Here is an 18,810-nt window from a genome sequence, read left to right as displayed (position 1 = left end):
CCAGCGGCGCGTAGGGCGGGCCCGAAGCCCGGAAAGCCCGGCCCCCTTGCTGGGAGCCGGGCCATCCTATGTGACACGAATCACAACTTGCCCTTGTAGAGCAACCTGTTCGCCTGCCCGCGCAGGCGTCCGAGGGCGTTCTTGGTGGAGTTGTCGTTCAGCCACTTCTGAACCGTCGGGAAGGTGGCCCCGCGGTGGGTGGTCAGGTAGAGCGCCGCGACACCGCTCACGTAGGGCGTGGCCATCGACGTCCCGTTGAGGGTCTTGGTCCCGCCTCCGGGCCAGGTGGAGACGACGCCGTACCCGGGTGCGCTGATGTCCACGCACTTGCCCCAGTTGGAGAAGTCGGCGCGGTTGTCGTAGACGGTCGTCGCGCCGACCGTCATGACCCAGCCGGCGCTGGCGGGCGAGACGCGGCAGGCGTCGATGTTGTCGTTGCCGGCGGCGACGGACACGAACACGCCCGACTTGGACAGGTTCGTGACCGCGGTGTTCAGCGCCGCGGACTTCGGCCCGCCGACCGACATGTTCGCGACGGCGGGCTTCGCGGCGTGGGTGCGCAGCCACTGCGCCGCGGCGACGAGGTTGGACATCGCGCCGCTGCCGTCGCAGCCGAGGACGCGCAGCGCCCGCAGCTTGACGTTCTTGGCGACACCGTAGGTCTTGGCCCCGATGATGCCCGCGACGTGCGTCCCGTGCCCGTTGCAGTCGTTGCCGTCCGGGTACTCGCTCGCCTTCCACGCGATGGCCGCGCGTCCGCCGAACTCCTTGTGCCCGACGGAGAGGCCGGTGTCGATGACGTACGCCGTCACACCTGTGCCGGTGGCGCTGTAGGAGTAGGTCTTCGACAGCTTCCGGCCGCGCTGGTCGATGCGGTCCAGGCCCCACGGCAGCGGTGCGCGCTGGGTGGTCGCGACCTTCACGACCTGGTCCTGCTCGATCGCGGCGACGCGCCTGTCACGGCGCAGCTTGTCGAGCTGGCCGCCGGTGAGCCGCGCGGCGAACCCGTTCAGGACGCCGTCGAACCGCTGGACGCCGGCCGCGCTCACGTTCTTCGCGGCGGCGTCGGTGGACGCGCCGTCCTTCAGCGTGACGATGTACCGGCCGGGCAGCGGGGTGCCCTCGGCCGCCGTCACCTGGACGGGCGCCGGGGACGGGTCGGCGGCGAGGACCGGGAACGCCGCCGCGCCGCCCACGCATGTCGCGACCGCGCCGGCCAGCAGGAGCCTTCGGTGGACAGCCCGCAAGGCGTCTCCTTCTGTCGAGGGGACCCGCGCAAGGCGGTGCCCCCGTCGGGGGGATGGGGGGTGCGGGGGAGGCCGAGACATCGACCGAAGGGAACCTTAGCGGATGTGTACAGAAATAGACGGCTAAATTGGTCACCGATATCGGCCATGGCACCCGATTGTGATCTCCGGAAGTCCACTGAACCGTTACTGATTCGTCATTTTCGGAGTCGGCGCACCACCACCGGACCTCGACCTTCGGCCCCGTCCACCGACCGACGGAGTTGCGTTTCACAGTCGTCCTGCGGCCGGGACCGGTCGCGGCTACCGAAGCCGTTGAACCATGACCGGGACGATGCTTCTCGCTGGCCGACACGACACACCCAGGGCGCGGTTCTCCGAAGCCCGACCGCCACCCCCACAACCCGCCCGCGACACGCCTCCGTACGCCGCGCACACACCCTGCACGCCCCCCGTCCGCGACGCGCCGACGCCCACTCCTCGCACCCACCACACACCCCCGCCTGCGACGCGCACCGACTCCGCACACACGCGGCCGCCACTCACGGCCACCCCCGCAAGCGTTTCCGCACACCGCACGCATCCGCCCAACACACCCATCCGTCAGCAACGCGCGCCCGTTCCCACACGCTCGCGTTAGCGACGCGCGTCCGTCCCATGCACGTGCGCCTGCCAGCCGCATCCGGCCCCATGAGCACCTCTGAGTGCTGCGTGCCTGCCCCGTGCGCGCCTCTGTCCAGCACCCGAGTCCGACTGACACGCGCTCCATCCGCGAGAGGCACCCTCCCTGCACGGCGCATGTCGCATCCCTTAAGCACCCCGTGCGCTGCGCGCATCCGTTCCGAGGGCACACGCGGCCCGCCACGCGCATCCGCTTGCGACGCGCGCCCGCATTCCACAAGCCTCCGTCTGTGACGCGCATCCGTCTGCTACACGCCTGTCTGTGACGCCCCGCGCGCTGCGACCCCTACCCGCATCCGGCTCCGTAAGCGCCTCTATGTGCTGCGCGCATCCGTCCGGCAGACGCATCCACCTGCGCCGCGCGTGCGTGCCCCCGTCCGTCACGCGCATCCGTCACGCGCATCCGTCCGTCACGCGCATCCGTCCGGCAGACGCATCCATTTGCGCCGCGCGTGCGTCTGCCATACGCCTTCGACGCCGAAAGACATCCGAGCTACGGCGCGTGCGGTCGCTCGTCGCATCCCGCCTCCGTGAACGCCTCCGCCGTGCGTGCCTCGGCGCGTGCGTGCACCCGCCCGGCAGGCGCATCCGTTTGCGGCGCGTGCCCGTCTTCCATGCGCCTCCGTCTGCGACGCCGCGCGTACGGGAGCTACTCGCATCCGGCTTCGTAGGCGCTTCCGTGCGCTGCGTGCATCCGCCCGGTGGGCGTATTCGTCCGGCACACGCCTCCGTCTGCGACGTGCATATGCCCGTGGGCGCATCCGTCCGGCACGTGCATCCGTCTGCCTCGCGCCTCCGTCTGAGAGAGGCATTCGCCCCCGCGTGCGGCCGCTAGACGTATTCGGTTCCTTAAGGGTCTTCGGCCGCTATGTGCCTCTGTCCGCGACGCGCGTGCGGCCTCGTTGCGCATCTGGCCGCCACCAGCACCCGTTCGCGATGCGCAACTAGTCAGTGCGTGCGCTCCGCCCTTTGCGCTTCGTTCGGCAGGCGCATCCGGCTCGTGTGCGCATGCGGCCGCTCCGCATGTCCGGCCGGTGCGGGAGGCGTGTTTGTCGTTGCGTGCACCGGGCCGTGCACTTGGGGCGGATGCGTGAGGGGATCCGGCCCCCGGAGAGCGGTGAGCTTAGGGGTGTGTTCAGCCGCGGCTGAGTCGTCCGGAGTAGCCCAGTTGTGTCCCCGGTTTGCTCCAGCTGTACTGCAACGTCCCGTCCGGCTGGCGTGTCACGCGCACGGTTCCGTTGGTGCATGGCTTCGGGACGATCAGGTTCATGTTCAGGGAGCCCTCCGTGCCCCTGCTCAGGGTGAGCGTCCCGGTGCAGTTCTCTCGCGGGTACACGGCGCGGGCGGTCGTGCCACCGGTCTCGAAGGTGACCTCGATGGGGAACGAGACGTTGCGGTTGGTGTTGACGACTGTTCCCTTCCAGGTTCCGGCGAACGAGGCCGGGATCGTCGTCACCGGGCGTTTGTCGGACGCGTTGGTCTGGTCCGGGGGCGGGGCGGCGTCGTCCGCCTTCAGTTGCGGCCACAGCACCAGCGTGATGATCGCGATGCCGACGCCCACGCCGATGGTCAGGGACAGCGCGACGCCGAGCACGTGGTTGCTCGGACGGCGGAGCCGGCCGAGGGCCAGCGCCACCGGCGACTGGTGCTCGCCGCTCTCGCCCGGCGGCCTCAACCCGGGGATGAGGTGCGGCGCCGATTGCGCGGTCGGCTGCGAAGGGTCGGCCGCGTCCTTCGCGTCGATCGACTCGAACACCGTTGTCTTGTCCGGCATCGAGCCGAGCGAGTCGAACGCGGTGGTCGCCTCGGACGGGTCGGGGGTTACTGCCTCGAATGATGCGGTCGGCTCGAAGGCCGCCGGGTCCAAATCGGTGGCCGAGGGCTCGTTCTTGGGTGACGGAGCCCAGGACGGCTTGGACCTCGGGGGCGGGGGTGGGGGCGGCGTCCGGGGCGGTGGGGTCGAGGGGAAAACAGCGCCCGGCATCGGCTGCCCGAGCGCTTCCGCATACGCGGCGTTACTGAACGCGGAGTTGCGCGGGCGCGGACCGTCGAACGTGCTCGACGGAGGATTCATAGGCGGTGATGCCAGTGGGTCGGGCGGGATCAGGGGACTCCTCGGGCTGGGCCTCGGCGGTGGCGCTCCAATGGGCGACCCGGTCGGGTCGGCGCTCGGCTTCGTCGAGTCCGCAGTTGCAGGTTCGGCGGACAACGGCGCGTCACCCCGGGGTGCGACGGGCGGCACGGAAGGCGTCCTCGACTCGTCGGACTCCTTCGGCTTGGCCGTGGACTTCGACTTGGTTGAGGGCTCCGAGGTGGCGCCCGCCGCGAGCGCGCGCCCCTCGTCCACCATGGAGGCGGGCATGCGGTCCACGAGCTCCGAACCCTCCTCCAGGAGCCGTTTCAGGATCCGCCTTGCGCTCGGACGCTCGGCCGGGGCCTTGGCCAGGGCGTCCGCCATGACCTCGCGGAGCGAGTCGGGTATGGCGGACAGGTCCGGGTCGTCGTAGACGATCCGCTGCATGACCTCCGACGGCGAGTCCTCCCCGAACGGGGGCTTGCCGGTGGCCGCGAAGAGCATGGTCGAGGCCCAGGCGAACACGTCGGCCGCCGGGCCGATCCCCTGGCCGCTGAGCTGCTCGGGAGCCTTGTACGACGGATCCTCGGTGACACGTCCGGCGGGGGTGGCGTTCACGGCCTCCAGGGCGCGGGCGATGCCGAAGTCGCTCATCCTGGGCCCGGACCGTCCGAGAAGGATGTTCCCGGGCTTCAGGTCGTGGTGCAGCGCGCCCGCCCGGTGCACCGCCGCGAGAGCCACCGCGGTGCCGATGGCCAGACGCTCAACGACCGCGGAGCCACGCACCCCCTCCTCGTCCACGAGTTGCTGGAGGGACGGCCCGTCGATCCACTCGCTCACCACGTACGGACGGTCGCCCTCCACGTCCGCGTCCAGGATCGCGGCCGTGCAGAAGCCGGACACCTTGCGTGCCTTGGTGAACGCACTGGCGAAACGGGACCGTGCCACCGGTTCGCCGCTCAGCCGCACGTGCAGCAGCTTCACCGCCACGACACCGGCGGACGCGTCCTTGCCGAGGAAGACGGCGCCCTGCTCGCCGACGCCGAGCCGTCCCGTGATCTCGTACGCGCCGAGTCTTCGCGGGTCACCCGGCTGCAGGGGCAGCGCCTCGGGCATCTGACGAACCTCCGTGTCCTGCGGGGACCGCGTCCCCGCCCGTCCCCGTTCCCTCGCTCCCCCATGCCTGGCACCGGGGTCCATTTTTACCGCCTGCCGGGCGTTCTGCCGCCAGAGCCGCGCAGACGGTCCCGGTCCGTGACCCGGTAGTGTCGATCGCGATGCCGCGAACACCGCTCTCCCCGGCCGTCCTGAACGAGCAGCGCACCGGGCTCGGCCTGCCGCCCTACACCGGCGGGGACGAGCCCGCCGAACTCCGTCGCGCGGCCTTCGACACCGTCCTGGCCTCGGTCGAGGCCGGGACCGCCGAGCCGTCCCGTCCGGTCGTCCAGGGGGCGGTGCGGTTCCTGCTCGACCGTCTGGCGGAGCTCGCGCCCGGCCGGTCGGTGGAGGTCCGCGTCCCCCCGCACGCCGCCGTTCAGTGCATCGACGGCCCGCACCATACCCGCGGAACCCCTCCGAATGTGGTGGAGATGGATGCCGCCACGTGGATCGCCCTCGCCACCGGCCGCCTGGCCTGGGCAGATGCGACAGCCACAGGCAGAGTCCGAGCCAGCGGCGCACGCGCAGATCTCACCGAACACCTCCCCCTTCCCCTGATCTGAAGTCCGCAGCCACCTTGGCAGGTCGGACAGCCCGACATGACCGATCCAGCAGGACCGACGGCTCGGCCACAGTCGCCAAGCCCCATGGCCGCGCCACACAAGGATGCAGCCGGAACCCGCGACCGGCTTGGAAATCACGCAATCGGGCCCGAGTACAGGGATCCGGCGGCATCGCTCGGTTGACCAGGCACTCGCGCGACCGGTACCGGCTTTGCGGTGTGTGATGTGGCGAGCCGGTGATCCTTATCACCCCATCGCGCCGATCCGCCCGCACTTGCCGGGACGCGGACGCCACGAGCTACCGCGACTGCGGCTGACCGATGCCAATCGTGCCGCCAATCGGTTACCGGCGCCTGCCCGTCACCAGCTTCCGGGTGGACGAGCCCCCTCGTCCACGCCGATCGAACCGCACTCCCGAGGCCGCTACCTTTCCGGCGAATGGCCACGTCCTTTGGGTGGTTGGACGTCGGCCCGTCACCGTCACCGTCGCCGACTTCGGCCTCGACCCCGTGCCATCCATCCCATCAGCGCAGGGATCAGAGCAGATAACTCCCATCATGTCCGGCGAATCGCGTGCGACTGCCGGTAGTGACGAGCGCTGCAGCGGCCCGTCCAGGCATCACGAGGTTGAAGAGCGAAGCGTTTGATGACCGATGAGTGGACCAGCCAACGCTGACCGCTCGCCGTCGATCGACGAGACGGCCGGACCGGCGGACGGGCGGACGGGCGGACGGGCGGACGGGCGGACGGACGGGCGGACGGACGGGTTCAGCATGTGTTTCCTGACCTCACGTCGCCTGACCTCGCGACGCTTATCAGGCCTAACGTGGCAAGCGTCCACCCAAAGTTCGCACCAGCCCAGACCTTCGGGCACGTCTCGCAACTGTGGCCTCTGCCGAACTCAGCGAGCGTCGTGCGTGACCTTGAAGCTGTGATCGCTCGCAGTTGGCCATCCGCAGAGGCGGGGCGGATGCGGCAGTGAGGCGAACAGGCTTCATAGTGCTATGCCTGGCCAGGTCGGGCACTGCCAACTGTGTCCATCCCACGTGACGAGGAAGGGGATGGCTGGAGGCAGTGGCGTTCCCCACACCCTCTTTCCGAAGCCGCAAAGGGCACTTAGTGCCGTAGTGAGACTGGCGACATGACCGACCAAAGCGATGGTTTCGCCAGGGTGAGCGGAAACGATGGCGGCGAGTGCGGAGTTGACGCGCTCGATGACCTGATGTCCGTCCTCGCCGTCGGCTACTCGCTGGGATAGATCCTGGTCGACGACCCAGGCGTGCAGCACCGCTGCGGCTCGCGCGCGTGTGTTCGGGTCGGTGGCGCCCTCGCTGCGGCCGATGCCGCCTTCTACCAACTCCGCCGAGGCGGTCACCTCTGCGCCGAGACGCGCGGCGATGATCTCCGCCGTCTCGTGAGCGCGGCGAGCGGTGCTGGAGTAGACGTGCGCGATCGCCTCGTTCCGAAGCTCATCGGCGGCGCGAGCAGCCTGGTGGCGTCCATGCGAGGTAAGCGGCGCAGCCGGGACCGCTCCAGACGCACCGGTGACGATGTTCTCTGACTCGCCGTGACGCATGCACCAGAGTCGGACTTGATCGGTCATCCCAGGCGCCGCCTCAGCCGGTTGCCGTGAGGTACACGCGCGACTCGCTCACGACCCGGCATTCTTCAAGGGCCCCGTTGCACTCCGCAGCCGAACGCTGCGCCATGTAGGTCCGAACGTGGCCACTCAACGGAGCCAGACAAGCTCCCTAGCGGAGTTCGGAACTCGTATGGCTGGGGGCGGAGGCGCGGGTGCCTCGGTGTGGTGCGTTGTGGGCTGGGGTTGTGGTGGCGCTGAGTTGAGCTGCTGTGTTGGCGGCCCCGCCCGCTGGTTGCGTGGGCGGCCGCACGGATGGCTGTTCGCATTGCTCCTGCGGAGTCGAATGTCCGGGGTCGGATGGGGATCGAGTGGCTAACCCTGTGACGGCGGGAGCTGGGGCGCGGTGTGCCGTTGTGAGCCGGGGTTTCGGCGTTGGGTGAAGGCGCGCGGTCGTCGATGGACGGTGACGCGTTTGGTGATCGGACGGTGTCGTGGGTCTCGAACGTTGGGGCGTGGTCGCGGTTTTAGAAGATCATCGGCTGGGGTGTCGGTGGGGCCGTCCTGCGAGAGCAGGTGGGGAGATGTGTGTGGTGGGAGGCAGTGGAGAGCGAGGACGTTGGTGGGGTGGCCGTTGGCTTGTCTGCCGCGGTGCGGGGGTGGAAGTTCGGGAGGAGCGGCTTGCTCGTTGGAGCGGTTGGGATGCGCTGGCCGGGGCGGATGCGGCGACGCGCTGCGGGTTCGGGGGCTGGTAGGTGGGTGATCTCGCGTGCTGTGGCGAGCGGGGCTTCGCGGGGTGCTATGCGCTGTGGCGGAGTGGATTGGTGGCTGATGGCGTTCGGATGGGGGGTGTGGGTGGCATGGGGTGAGGGTGTGCGTGGTTGGGGGTGGTCGGTTAGGGGGCTGGGGTGGCGTGGGCGTAGGGGAACTCGCGTTCTACACAGGATCGACGAGCTGTGTCGGTGGGGTATCTGGAGGCGTCGCCGCATTGGGCGGCCTTGCTCAGCAGCCAGGAGAGGGCGAGGGAACCGAGGATCAGGGCGATCGCCGAGCAGATCATGCCTGCCACGGCCAGGCCGCGTTCGGTGTCGCCGCGGAGGAGGGAGATCGTTCCGAGGATGAGCCCGGCGAGGGCGGGGAGGATGCCCACCAGGCACAGGGCGAGTCCTGCGAGGCCGGCGATCCCGAGGATCAGGACCGTCCGCGCCATGCCGCTTCGCTTCGGCGGCGCCGGAGGCGCGTAGGTCCGGTATCCAGGCATCGTCATGCGTACCTCCCCTGTCGGGCACCACATTTCCGTGCGCCGTGCGAAGGGCGCGGTTCCGGGGGGTAAAGGTCGGTTAAGGAGATCCGCCGATCGGAGCAGGTGAAGGAGGCAACTAGACTGGCTGACGTGCCTCTCCGTGATGGACGTCTGAGCCACGACATCGATCCCTCCGATCGCCCCCCGCAGGACGCATGCGGGGTGTTCGGCGTCTGGGTCCCTGCTGACCAGGCGTCGCGGGCCGAGGTGAGCAAGCTCACGTACTTCGGTCTCTACGCGCTCCAGCACCGGGGCCAGGAGTCGGCCGGTATCGCGGTCAGCGACGGGTCCCGCATCGTCGTCTTCAAGGACATGGGCCTTGTCGCCCAGGTCTTCGACGAGTCGGTGCTGAACACCCTGCGGGGCCACATCGCCGTCGGTCACTGCCGGTACTCGACCACTGGCGCTCCGACATGGGAGAACGCCCAGCCTACGTTCAGGTCCACCGAATCGGGAGGGCTCGCGCTCGTCCACAACGGCAACCTGATCAACACGCTCGACCTGGCCACCCGGCTGGAGCCGGGGGTGCTGACCGCGACGACGGACACCGAGGTCCTGACGGCCTTGCTCGCGACGCGCAACCAGGGGCCGGAGTCCGAGGCCGATGGTGGGCAAGGTGCCAGGCCGGGGCCGCTGGCGGCGGCCCGGGAGATCCTTCCGGCCGCGCGTGGTGCCTACTCGCTGGTCTTCATGGACGAGGAGACCCTGTACGCGGCGCGTGACCCGGAGGGCATCCGGCCGCTGGTCCTGGGGAGCTTTGAGGACCGGGGGTGGGTGGTCGCCTCCGAGACCGCGGCGCTCGACATCGTCGGTGCCCGGTTCGTCCGGGAGATCGAGCCGGGCGAGATGGTCGCCATCGACGGTGACGGGGTGCGGTCGGAGCGGTTCGCCGAGGCGCGGCCGAAGGGCTGCCTGTTCGAGTACGTGTACCTGGCCAGGCCCGACACCACGATCGCCGGACGCAGCGTCCAGGCCACCCGGGTGGAGGTCGGGCGGCGGCTGGCGCGTGAGCATCCCGTCGAGGCCGACATGGTGATCCCGACGCCGGAGTCGGGGACCCCGGCGGCGATCGGCTACGCGGAGGCGTCCGGGATCCCGTACGGGCAGGGGCTCGTGAAGAACTCCTACGTCGGCCGCACGTTCATTCAGCCGTCCCAGACGATCCGGCAGCTCGGGATCCGCCTCAAGCTGAACCCGCTGCGCGAGGCGATCGAGGGCAAGCGGCTGGTCGTGGTGGACGACTCGATCGTGCGCGGCAACACCCAGCGGGCGATCGTCTCGATGCTGCGGGACGCGGGGGCCGCCGAGGTGCATGTGCGGATCTCCAGCCCGCCCGTGGCGTGGCCGTGCTTCTACGGCATCGACTTCGCCACGCGCGCCGAGCTGATCGCGGGGAACCTGTCGGTCGAGGAGATCCGCGACTCCATCGGGGCCGACTCGCTCGGCTACATCTCCCTGGACGAGCTGATCTCCGCGTCCCACATCGCCAAGGACGACCTCTGCCGGGCGTGCTTCGACGGCGTCTACCCGATCGAGGTGGAGCAGAGCGCCCGGGGGAAGCATCTCCTTGAGGCCACCCGTTCCTGAGCGTGACCCGGGGTCCGCGGGCTCTCGCCGTGGTCGCGTGTTCGTCCGGTCCCGGACCGGACGCGGGTTCGACATCGTGCACCAGACCCTTTCCGAGAGGATGAGATGACCTCGTACGAGGCCGCCGGAGTCGACATCGCCGCGGGCGAGCGTGCCGTCGAGCTGATGAAGTCCCGGGTCGCCCGGTCGCGGCGTCCCGAGGTCGTCGACGACGCCAGCGGGTTCGCGGGCCTCTTCGACGCGTCGGCGTTCCTGCGCTACAAGCGGCCCTTGCTCGCCACGTCCACGGACGGTGTCGGCACCAAGGTCGATCTGGCGCGCCGCCTCGGGATCTACGACACGATCGGGCACGACCTGGTCGGCATGGTCATCGACGACCTGGCCGTCTGCGGCGCCGAACCGCTGTTCATGACCGACTACATCGCTTGCGGCAAGGTCGTCCCGGAGCGGATCGCCGACATCGTCGGGGGCATCGCCGACGCCTGCGCCCTGGCCGGCTGCGCCCTCGTGGGCGGTGAGACCGCCGAGCACCCCGGACTCCTCGAAGAGGACGAGTTCGACGTCGCCGGCGCGGGGACCGGCGTCGTCGAGGCCGACGGCCTCCTCGGACCCGACCGGGTCCGCCCGGGTGACGCCGTCATCGCCATGGCGTCGTCGGGCATCCACTCCAACGGGTACTCGCTCGTCCGCCACATCCTGGCGACGACCGGCCTGGATCTGGAATCCCAGCCCGCCGACCTCGGCCGGACGCTCGGTGAGGAACTCCTCACCCCGACCCGCATCTACGCCAAGGACTGCCTGGCCCTCATCGGCTCGGGCGGAGTCCGCGCGTTCGCCCACATCACCGGCGGTGGCCTGGCCGCCAACCTGGCGCGTTCGCTACCGCCGACCGTGGACGCCGTCCTGCGCCGGTCCTCGTGGGAGGTCCCTCCCATCTTCCGGACACTCCAGGCCCAGGGGAACGTACCCCAGGCGGAGATGGACAAGACCTTCAACCTGGGCGTCGGCATGGCCGCCATCGTCGCTCCTGAGGCGGCCGACGAGGCGCTCCGTGTCCTCAGGGGGCGGGGTGTTCCCGCATGGTCGCTTGGGGAGATCGTTCCGGGCACCGGGACCACCAGCCTTTCCTGAAGTCCCTCCGGGTTCGGAGGTGATGGGTCCAGGTTCGTCGGGCGGTCTGGATTCGGAAAGTAGAACGCCGTTCTGTGGATAATGGTCGGCGGCGGCCTCCGCGGGGCCCGGCCTGGCGCCCGAACTCGTGTTGGCGCGCGAAGTGGCTGCCGGACCCCTGAGAGGCGCTGGAGATGCTCACGGTCGGGTGTCGACTGGTCGCGGCCAGGGGCTGAGGTATCGGCTCGGGCGTCCTTGTGCCCAACCGCCCTTCGGTTTCGTTGCCCTCCTGCCAGTGGCCAGGGTGCTCGCGTCGGCCCGCGAGCGGCTGACGCCGGGCCTGTTATCCGGACCACACCAGACTTCCAAGGTGCCGTCAGCGGTCGATGGGGGTGGTTGGCCAAGGTGACGGGAGTGGGGGTTGGACGGGAGTGGGGGTGTCCGGTCTTGTGCGGGGTGTCGAACTTTGACGGGTCGGCAGGCGTCGGATTTATGTGATCTCTATGCGGGGGCGGTCTGAGGCGGCCGAGAAGAGTTCAAGGCGTCTGCCGGTGCTCTTGGTGTGGGTGAGGCGGTGGGCGGGGCCTCTGGGGGTTCTCGGCGGGCTTGGGGCGTACGTGGTGCTCGCGCCGATGGGGTGGGCTTATGCGGATACGGCCAAGTACCGATACTCGCCGGAGAAGGTGCCGGCCACACCTGTGGCCCTGGTGCTCGGGGCGGGGATCTGGGGGGACCATCCGTCCCCGCTGCTGGCGCGGCGGCTGGATCTGGCCGCTGATCTCTACCGGCGGGGCAAGGTGAGGGTGCTGCTGGTCTCCGGTGACAACCGGGTCAAGGGCTACGACGAGCCGACGGCGATGCGTGCCTACCTGGTGGGGAGAGGTGTGCCGGAGGGCAAGGTCGTCCGGGACTTCGCCGGGCTCGACACGTGGGACTCCTGCGCGCGCGCCAAGCGCATCTTCGGTGTGACGAAGCTGACCGTCGTCACCCAGGACTTCCACCTGCCGCGCGCGGTCGCGCTCTGCCGGGCGGTGGGCATCGAAGCCTGGGGAGTGGGCGACGACAGTATGGGCGGGTCGCGCACCAACGCCACCGTGCGGGGCTATGTGCGCGAGCCGCTGGCCATGATGAAGGCCGTGGGCAGCCTTACACTGCGGCCCGATCCGGCGCTGCTCGGCCGGAGGGAGCCTGGCGTGGACGAGGCCCTGGCATCTCCCTGACGAGCCTAAACAAACGCCACTGCCCGGTACTCCGGGCAGTGGCGCTCATGTCGTTCGGTCAACCGGAGGTGCCGTCCTTGCGCTCCTCCGTGCCGTAGTCCTCTGCGTAGTCAGCGTACTTCTCGGCGAGCTCGTCATAGGAGTCGTCGCCGGAGTCGTTGACTCCCAGTTCGCTCTTCAGGCGGTCGAGGTCCGTGTTGCCGCTGTTGTACTTGAGCTGTCGGGCAACCTTCACCTGCTTGGCCTTGGCTCGGCCGCGACCCATTGGCTCGACCCCCTCGATGGTCAGGGCTTTCGTGGGCCCATCAACGCGCGCGTGTACCACACGAACCGGTGCCTGATGAGCCATGCGTCAGTCACGGATACAACCGTACCCGTTTTGCGCCCGGCTCGGTACATCGACGGTACGTGGCGGCGCCTTATGTTGCAGAGAACACCAGTGTATCCGGGCTCCGGTCAGGGCGACACGGCTCTGTAGCCCACCCGGTGGGTGAGATCACCAAGGCCGCCACGGGACGGTAAAGAGGAGCCCATGGCGGCCCGGGGGACGTGCTTCAGACCAGGATGCCGCGCAACCGGCCGATCTCGGACATGCGCCGCTCGGCGAGCCGGTCGGCGGCGACCGCTGGCGGGACACCCTCGTCGGACGCCAGGGCGAAGATCTTCCGAGTCGTCTCATAGATGCGCGTGGCCCGGGCCTTGGCCCGGTCGAAGTCGAAGCCGTCGATCTCGTCCGCCACCTGGATCACGCCACCGGAGTTGACCACGTAGTCCGGTGCGTAGAGCACGTTGCGGTCGGCGAGGCTCTTCTCTATGCCGCTGTGGGCCAGCTGGTTGTTGGCCGCTCCGCATACGATCCGCGCCTTGATGGCGGGTACGGAGTCGTCGTTCAGGGAGCCGCCGAGCGCGCATGGCGCGTACACGTCGAGCTCACTCCGGACCATGGCGTCCTTATCGGGGACGACCTCCACTTCGGGGTGCAGGGACCGGACGCGCTCTACGGCGGCCTCGTTGACGTCACAGATCACGACGTCCGCGCCGTCCTCGCGCAGGTGCTCGACGAGACGGTGGCCGACCTTGCCGACACCCTCGACCCCGACCCGCCGGCCGCGCAGCGTGGGGGCGCCCCACACGGTCTCGGCCGCGGCGCGCATTCCCTGGAACACTCCGAACGCGGTGAGGATGGACGAGTCGCCCGCGCCGCCGTGCTCGACCGTCCGGCCGGTCACGTAGCGTGACTCCCGGGCGATGACGTCCATGTCCTCGCTGTAGGTGCCGACGTCGCACGCGGTGTAGTAGCGGCCGTGCAGCCCCTCGATGAAGCGGCCGTACGCCCGGAGGAGGGCCTCCGACTTGTCGATGGCGGGATCACCGATGATCACTGCCTTGCCGCCGCCGAGGTCCAGGCCGGCCAAGGCGTTCTTGTACGCCATGCCGCGGGACAGGTTCAGGACGTCGGTGAGCGCCTCCTCCTCGGACCCGTAAGGGTAGAAACGTGTCCCTCCCAGGGACGGGCCCAGCGCGGTGGAGTAGATCGCGATGATCGCGCGCAGGCCGCTGGCCTCGTCCTGGCAGAAGACGACCTGCTCGTGTCGGGGTTCTGTGCCCTTGTGGGGCGACCCGAAGACATTAGGCACGGTAGTGCCCTCCTCTCGTCTCTCGATCAGCCTAAGGGCCGCCCACGCCGCGACGCCGCTCTATGGACGTTTCCGACATGCCATGATCAAGAGGGCGTGGTCAGAGGTTCGCGGGAGGTAACACGCCCGTCTCGGTGGCCGTGAGGCGCCGTCGCCGCGGGAAGTCTCGTGTCACCATGCGGTGGTGTTTCCGTACTCCGCGTACCTACGGGTATACGAACCGGTGACCGCCTTCCCCGAGCCCGCCCGGACCCTCTGGACGGTCTACGCCGACTCCAGACGGCGCCCGCGGCGGATCCACGCGCTCGGGTCCGAGCACCGGGCCGCGGCCCGGCGGCTCACCGCCTCGCCGCCCGAGATCGTCCCGGACCGGGAGAGCAGGGACGCCTACGTACGGCGCTCGGACGACATGATCTTCGTGTGCCCGTGGGAGACGCGGCTGCGCTCCTGGCTGGCGTTCGAGCGGTTCAGGGACGAGCGGTCCGCGGACGTGGCGGCCGCCTTCGTCCCGCCGACGGTGGCCGAGCAGGCGGCCCGCGAGTTCGAGCACTGGAAGCAGTCCGGACGGTCGTTGCACCCGCACATCCAGACGGACGTGTGGCACGTCCCGCTGGCGTGGTTCGTGCCGTTCGCGCGCGCTGAGCGGTGCCTGATGCTGGGCGCCCCGGGCACCGGCTACCGGAGGACGGCCGATGCTTTGCAGGAACACGCAGGTCATGGCCCTGCTACGGCCGCCCGTGCGCGTACCCTCATCTACGTCACCTCGATGGGGGAGGCGCGCCGCCGCGTCGCGGACGCCCTGCCCGTCGTCAGCGGCACGCTCGGTGACGGCGCCGCGGGCGCGGTCCCGCTGTCGGCCGGGCGGCTGGAGGCCCTCGGCCGGTGGCTCGGCGTGTTCCACCCGCGGGCGCTGGTCGAGCTGGACTACGGCGGCCTCGTCCACCTCCTGGACGACCGGACGCTCCAGTCGGACGAGTCGGTGGCCGAGATGGCCGTGGCGCTCGCCGCGATGGAGCGCGGCGAGGCCGAGCTGGCCGTCGCGATGTACAAGCGGCTCCTCGCGCGCTGGAGGCCCGTCAGGGCCCTCGAAACGGCGAACTAAAACAAATTTCCCGAATCAGCGCGCGATACGACTATACGTGTCGCTAGAATCACGCAGCGTGACCCGTTGCTCAGTGGACACGCGCAGCTCCCCGCGTCCGCGGGGATGTTTGCACGCAACTACCGCCAGGAACTTGCTTGTTGCGCTGAGTGGTGGCAAGGTTACACGTTGTGATGTCATAGTGGCTCTTTCGGGCCATAGGGGACATCAGTGACCGCGCGAGGATCAACCGCAGGATCGCTGTCATCGGTCCACGGAGGAGAGGCCGCAAACATGTCAGCACGTACGCCAGAGGCCGAGCCCCTGCTGACGCCGGCGGAGGTGGCGACGATGTTCCGCGTCGACCCCAAGACCGTCACGCGATGGGCGAAGGCGGGGAAGCTCACGTCCATCCGCACGCTCGGGGGGCACCGCCGTTACCGCGAAGCGGAGGTGCGGGCGCTGCTGGCGGGAATCCCGCAGCAGCGTTCGGAGTAGCGACTCCGACCGGCGGCGTACCCGCCGGAGCACCAGGGGGGTCAGGAGACCGCTGGACGGCCTCGCACGTCGATTTCGCGCGAGGACGGTTCAGAGGTCTCCTGGGCGAACGGCCCGGGACCACGGTCATCCGAGAATCGCGGTCCCGGACCGCACATCGTTCATCGGGAGTCCCGCCCGCATCCTGCGGGCGGGACATCCGCATGTCCGCGGGACGACGCGGACCATCGTGGGATGTCAGGGTTTTGGGACACGGAGGACGGCCGCGACCACAAGAGGACAGATAGGGCCCTCAGGGTTGCGGGCCGAGCTCCTTCTGGGCGAGGCGGTCGAAGAGGGCGCCGGTGCCCGGATCGTGGCGCCCGGCCACGCGGAGCATGACGACGAGATGGTCCACGAGCAGGCGTTCCAGCTCGGGACGGGTCACATCGCGGTTCTCCAGCCAGTCCAGGCCGGCGGTCTCCACGGCGGCCATCCAGGAACGCAGCGTGATGCGCAGGATGGGCTGCGGGGTCTCCACGTTCAGTGAGTGCAGGATGCGGTCGAGGAGGAGCCGGCGGATGCCGTCGACGATCTCGCCGACCTCGCCGGAGCGGTCCGCGGGGCCGCCGCGCAGAAGGGCCGCGTACCCGGCCGCATGGCTCTCGACGAAGTCGAAGTAGCGCTCCAGCGAGATGCTCAGCCGTTCCAGGGGCTTGCCCTCGGTGGGCGGTTCGAGCAGGACGGACAGCTGCTTGGCGGCGCTGCCGAGCGCCGCGACGTACAGCTCGTACTTGCCGCCGAAGTAGTGGTAGACCAGCGCGCGGGAGGCGCCCGCTGCGGCCGCGACGTCGTCGATCGAGATGTCCTCGGGCGGGCGGGTGCTGAACAGCTGCAGGGCCGCCTCGATCAGCTCGTCACGCCGCTCGTCGACGGTGAGCCTGCGGCGGCCTCGCCCGCCGCCCTGCTGGCTCCTCTGCCGGCCCCGCGTCTTCGCGCCGGCCACTGCGCGATCTCCCACCTGGGCAGCGTATCCGAGGCCGGAGCGCCGCCCGCCGCGCGGATCGGCCGCCCGGTGCGGCGCGCACCGTGCCGTGATCATGCCGGTGCACGGTTGTGATCCAGGACACCACCGCCCCGAACTGCCATTCGCGGATGCCCGTTACTCACTGTTGCGACGATATGGGGTGAAGGCGAGGCATCATGGCATCTCCTCCCGGAGCGGAGGAGGCGCGCCGAGACCTCCCCTGGATTGGGTCCGGAGCGCTGTTGGCGGCAAGTCCTGCAGCCCCCCTGGACGGAGTGCCATGTCAGCTGGCGAAGGAAATCCCCCGCACAACAGGCCGATGCTAGGAGAGGGCGCGGTCCCCCCGCCGCGCGACGGTACCTCTCCTCCGGCGCGCGATGAGGGGAGGTCCGTGCCCGCGCCGAAACCGACCATCCGCAACGTCGCCGAGCGTGCCGGAGTGTCGAAATCCCTTGTCTCCCTTGTCATGCGGGGGTCACCGCACGTGAGCGAACGCCGGCGGCAGGCCGTCCTGCAGGCCGCCCGTGAGCTCGGCTACCGGCCCAACGCCGTGGCGCGAAGCCTCGTTGAAGGACGTACCAGATTGATCGGCGCGATCGTGGCCGACTTGCACAACCCCTTCTTCGCCGAGTTCCTGGACGGGCTTCAGGAGAGCCTGCACGGTGCGGGATTGCGGATGCTGGTCGGCAGCGGACGGTGGGATCCGCTGTTCGAGGCGGAGGCGGTCGAGGCGTTCCTGGAGATGCGGGTGGACGGGCTGGTGTTGCTCAGTGTCGTCCCCGAGTCGCTGAAGGAGGCCGCGGCCAGCGTCCCGGTGGTCGTCGTCGGCGAGCGGGACGTCGTCGGGGTGGACATCGTGGTCGACGATGACGAACTGGGCGCGAGCCTCGCCGTCGACCACCTCGTCGACCTGGGCCACCGGCGGATCGCGCACATCGAGGGGGCCCGCTCGACGACCGCGCGGTACCGCCGCGCCGGGTACGAGAAGGCCATGCGGCGGCACGGCCTGACGGACGAGATCGTGGTGGAGCCGGGCGACTTCACCGAGGAGGGCGGCTACCGGGCCACCCGCGCGCTGCTGCGCCGCGACCCCCGTCCGACGGCGATCTTCGCGCCGAACGACCTGGTCGCGACGGGTGCGCTGTCGGCGGCGGACGAGATGGAGACGCCGGTCCCCTCGCAGCTGTCGATCGTCGGCTACGACAACACCCACCTCGCCGCGATCCGGCACATCTCCCTGACGAGCGTGGACCAGCCTCGCAGGGACATGGGCCGGGTGGCCGCCGAACTGCTCACCGCGCGGATCGGCGATCCCGCACGCGGCGCCCGGCAGAACCTCGTCGTCCCGCATCTGGTGGTGCGGTCGACGACGGGCCCCGCGCCCGTCCTGTAGTGGCCACGGCCGGACGGGTTCCGGCCGCCTCCGCCCCCGCCTTCTCCCCCGGCCCTCCGCCCGCTCCACGCTCCCCGACTTCGTTCCATCCGAGGCGACGGCCGGTCGCGCGCATGCGCACATGGGGTCGCCCGTTCCTCGAACTGGTGCGCCCCCGGTAACAGCACGGCCAAGCCTGCCGCATTCGCCGGGCCCCGGACCGCCGCCGGGGGGTTAATGGACTCACCGTTCGGCGGGCCGGAAACCGGCTCCGGGCGGCCTCGGGCCGAGGCCGCCCGTGCGGGCTCCGCCGCGCGGACACGGGGAAGGGTCGTGTTCACCCAGGGGGGTTCAGCTCGTGCGTGATCCGGAGTTGGTGTCGTGCGCGCAGCGCGCGGCGAACGAATTGGAACGCGCGTGGTCGGAGTGGCGGCACGCGCGCGGGCTGGCCGAGCAGGTCTCGGAGTCCGTCGCCAGCTACGTCGCCCATTCGATCGACCATCCGTGGGGACGGCCCCGGGTGGTGCTGGGCCTGGACGCCGACGAGGCGCGGGCGCTCGCCGCGCTGCTCGGCAAGGAGGACCACCTGCGCTGAGCCGATGGTGTGGTGTGGCCTTGCCGCTCTATTTTCCCGGAACCTCGTTTGACGAACTCCGGTCCGTGTGCAGACTGTCAGGGTCGGTAACGAAGTCAT

15 protein-coding genes are annotated in these 18,810 nt (G+C 69.9%); 8 read left to right on the top strand and 7 right to left on the bottom strand.

What is annotated here, in order from left to right:
- Positions 1-80: 80 nt before the first annotated feature.
- Both AGRA3207_RS19020 and AGRA3207_RS19015 read right to left on the bottom strand, forming a co-directional pair.
- Positions 81-1,247 (bottom strand): S8 family peptidase, encoded by a 1,167-nt coding sequence (locus AGRA3207_RS19020; protein WP_231336067.1) that lies wholly within the window; start codon positions 1,245-1,247, stop codon positions 81-83.
- 1,816 nt (positions 1,248-3,063) lie between these two features.
- Positions 3,064-5,118, bottom strand: coding sequence for a serine/threonine protein kinase (locus tag AGRA3207_RS19015; protein ID WP_231336066.1), 2,055 nt, complete (start codon positions 5,116-5,118; stop codon positions 3,064-3,066).
- 161 nt (positions 5,119-5,279) lie between these two features.
- Between AGRA3207_RS19015 and AGRA3207_RS19010 the strand changes: the two genes are divergently transcribed.
- Positions 5,280-5,723 carry a sterol carrier family protein gene (locus AGRA3207_RS19010; RefSeq protein ID WP_231336065.1) on the top strand — a complete coding sequence of 148 codons (444 nt, stop codon included), beginning with the start codon at positions 5,280-5,282 and terminating at the stop codon, positions 5,721-5,723.
- A gap of 994 nt (positions 5,724-6,717) precedes the next feature.
- Here AGRA3207_RS19010 and AGRA3207_RS19005 read toward each other — a convergent pair.
- A complete protein-coding gene (locus tag AGRA3207_RS19005; protein WP_231336064.1) occupies positions 6,718-7,326 on the bottom strand; it encodes a histidine phosphatase family protein in 609 nt (202 codons plus the stop codon).
- A gap of 871 nt (positions 7,327-8,197) precedes the next feature.
- A complete protein-coding gene (locus AGRA3207_RS19000; protein ID WP_231336063.1) occupies positions 8,198-8,569 on the bottom strand; it encodes a DUF4190 domain-containing protein in 372 nt (123 codons plus the stop codon).
- Positions 8,570-8,695: 126 nt separating this feature from the next.
- Here AGRA3207_RS19000 and purF point away from each other — a divergent pair, with 126 nt between their 5' ends.
- The 3 genes from purF to AGRA3207_RS18985 all read left to right on the top strand — a co-directional run bounded on the left by purF (position 8,696) and on the right by AGRA3207_RS18985 (position 12,522).
- Positions 8,696-10,192, top strand: coding sequence for an amidophosphoribosyltransferase (purF, locus tag AGRA3207_RS18995; RefSeq protein ID WP_231336062.1), 1,497 nt, complete (start codon positions 8,696-8,698; stop codon positions 10,190-10,192).
- 105 nt (positions 10,193-10,297) lie between these two features.
- On the top strand, positions 10,298-11,323 hold the full coding sequence (gene purM / locus AGRA3207_RS18990) for a phosphoribosylformylglycinamidine cyclo-ligase (RefSeq protein WP_231336061.1): 1,026 nt from the start codon (positions 10,298-10,300) through the stop codon (positions 11,321-11,323).
- Between the two features lie 596 nt (positions 11,324-11,919).
- Positions 11,920-12,522 carry a SanA/YdcF family protein gene (locus AGRA3207_RS18985; protein ID WP_231336060.1) on the top strand — a complete coding sequence of 201 codons (603 nt, stop codon included), beginning with the start codon at positions 11,920-11,922 and terminating at the stop codon, positions 12,520-12,522.
- 58 nt (positions 12,523-12,580) lie between these two features.
- Here the strand turns inward: AGRA3207_RS18985 and AGRA3207_RS18980 are convergent, their stop codons facing one another.
- Both AGRA3207_RS18980 and AGRA3207_RS18975 read right to left on the bottom strand, forming a co-directional pair.
- Positions 12,581-12,787 (bottom strand): DUF3073 domain-containing protein, encoded by a 207-nt coding sequence (locus AGRA3207_RS18980; RefSeq protein ID WP_231336320.1) that lies wholly within the window; start codon positions 12,785-12,787, stop codon positions 12,581-12,583.
- Positions 12,788-13,076: 289 nt separating this feature from the next.
- Positions 13,077-14,159, bottom strand: a complete 1,083-nt coding sequence (locus AGRA3207_RS18975) for a Glu/Leu/Phe/Val family dehydrogenase (RefSeq protein ID WP_231336059.1) — start codon at positions 14,157-14,159, stop codon at positions 13,077-13,079.
- A gap of 223 nt (positions 14,160-14,382) precedes the next feature.
- Here AGRA3207_RS18975 and AGRA3207_RS18970 point away from each other — a divergent pair, with 223 nt between their 5' ends.
- Positions 14,383-15,261 (top strand): DUF8083 family protein, encoded by an 879-nt coding sequence (locus tag AGRA3207_RS18970; protein WP_338028287.1) that lies wholly within the window; start codon positions 14,383-14,385, stop codon positions 15,259-15,261.
- Positions 15,262-15,534: 273 nt separating this feature from the next.
- Complete coding sequence (gene bldC, locus AGRA3207_RS18965) at positions 15,535-15,738, top strand: developmental transcriptional regulator BldC (RefSeq protein ID WP_012850682.1); 204 nt, start codon at positions 15,535-15,537, stop codon at positions 15,736-15,738.
- A 292-nt stretch (positions 15,739-16,030) separates the two neighbouring features.
- Here the strand turns inward: bldC and AGRA3207_RS18960 are convergent, their stop codons facing one another.
- Positions 16,031-16,738: a TetR/AcrR family transcriptional regulator gene (locus AGRA3207_RS18960; protein WP_231336057.1), complete on the bottom strand. Its 708-nt coding sequence runs from the start codon at positions 16,736-16,738 to the stop codon at positions 16,031-16,033.
- 472 nt (positions 16,739-17,210) lie between these two features.
- Here AGRA3207_RS18960 and AGRA3207_RS18955 point away from each other — a divergent pair, with 472 nt between their 5' ends.
- A complete protein-coding gene (locus AGRA3207_RS18955; RefSeq protein WP_231336056.1) occupies positions 17,211-18,137 on the top strand; it encodes a LacI family DNA-binding transcriptional regulator in 927 nt (308 codons plus the stop codon).
- Positions 18,138-18,474: 337 nt separating this feature from the next.
- A complete protein-coding gene (locus tag AGRA3207_RS18950) occupies positions 18,475-18,711 on the top strand; it encodes a hypothetical protein (RefSeq protein ID WP_231336055.1) in 237 nt (78 codons plus the stop codon).
- The last annotated feature ends 99 nt before the right edge of the window (positions 18,712-18,810 follow it).

This window comes from Actinomadura graeca (genome assembly GCF_019175365.1).
GTDB classification, from domain to species: domain Bacteria; phylum Actinomycetota; class Actinomycetes; order Streptosporangiales; family Streptosporangiaceae; genus Spirillospora; species Spirillospora graeca.
Note: the sequence above shows the minus strand (reverse complement) of the source record. Positions and strands in the feature narration are given on the sequence as shown.

Excerpts from the sequence above, each read along its gene's own strand:
- AGRA3207_RS19015 (WP_231336066.1), bottom strand. The coding sequence starts at position 5,118 with ATGCCCGAGGCGCTGCCCCTGCAGCCGGGTGACCCGCGAAGACTCGGC.
- AGRA3207_RS19010 (WP_231336065.1), top strand. The coding sequence starts at position 5,280 with ATGCCGCGAACACCGCTCTCCCCGGCCGTCCTGAACGAGCAGCGCACC.
- AGRA3207_RS19005 (WP_231336064.1), bottom strand. The coding sequence starts at position 7,326 with ATGACCGATCAAGTCCGACTCTGGTGCATGCGTCACGGCGAGTCAGAG.
- AGRA3207_RS19000 (WP_231336063.1), bottom strand. The coding sequence starts at position 8,569 with ATGACGATGCCTGGATACCGGACCTACGCGCCTCCGGCGCCGCCGAAG.
- purM (WP_231336061.1), top strand. The coding sequence starts at position 10,298 with ATGACCTCGTACGAGGCCGCCGGAGTCGACATCGCCGCGGGCGAGCGT.
- AGRA3207_RS18980 (WP_231336320.1), bottom strand. The coding sequence starts at position 12,787 with ATGGGTCGCGGCCGAGCCAAGGCCAAGCAGGTGAAGGTTGCCCGACAG.
- bldC (WP_012850682.1), top strand. The coding sequence starts at position 15,535 with ATGTCAGCACGTACGCCAGAGGCCGAGCCCCTGCTGACGCCGGCGGAG.
- AGRA3207_RS18955 (WP_231336056.1), top strand. The coding sequence starts at position 17,211 with ATGCGGGGGTCACCGCACGTGAGCGAACGCCGGCGGCAGGCCGTCCTG.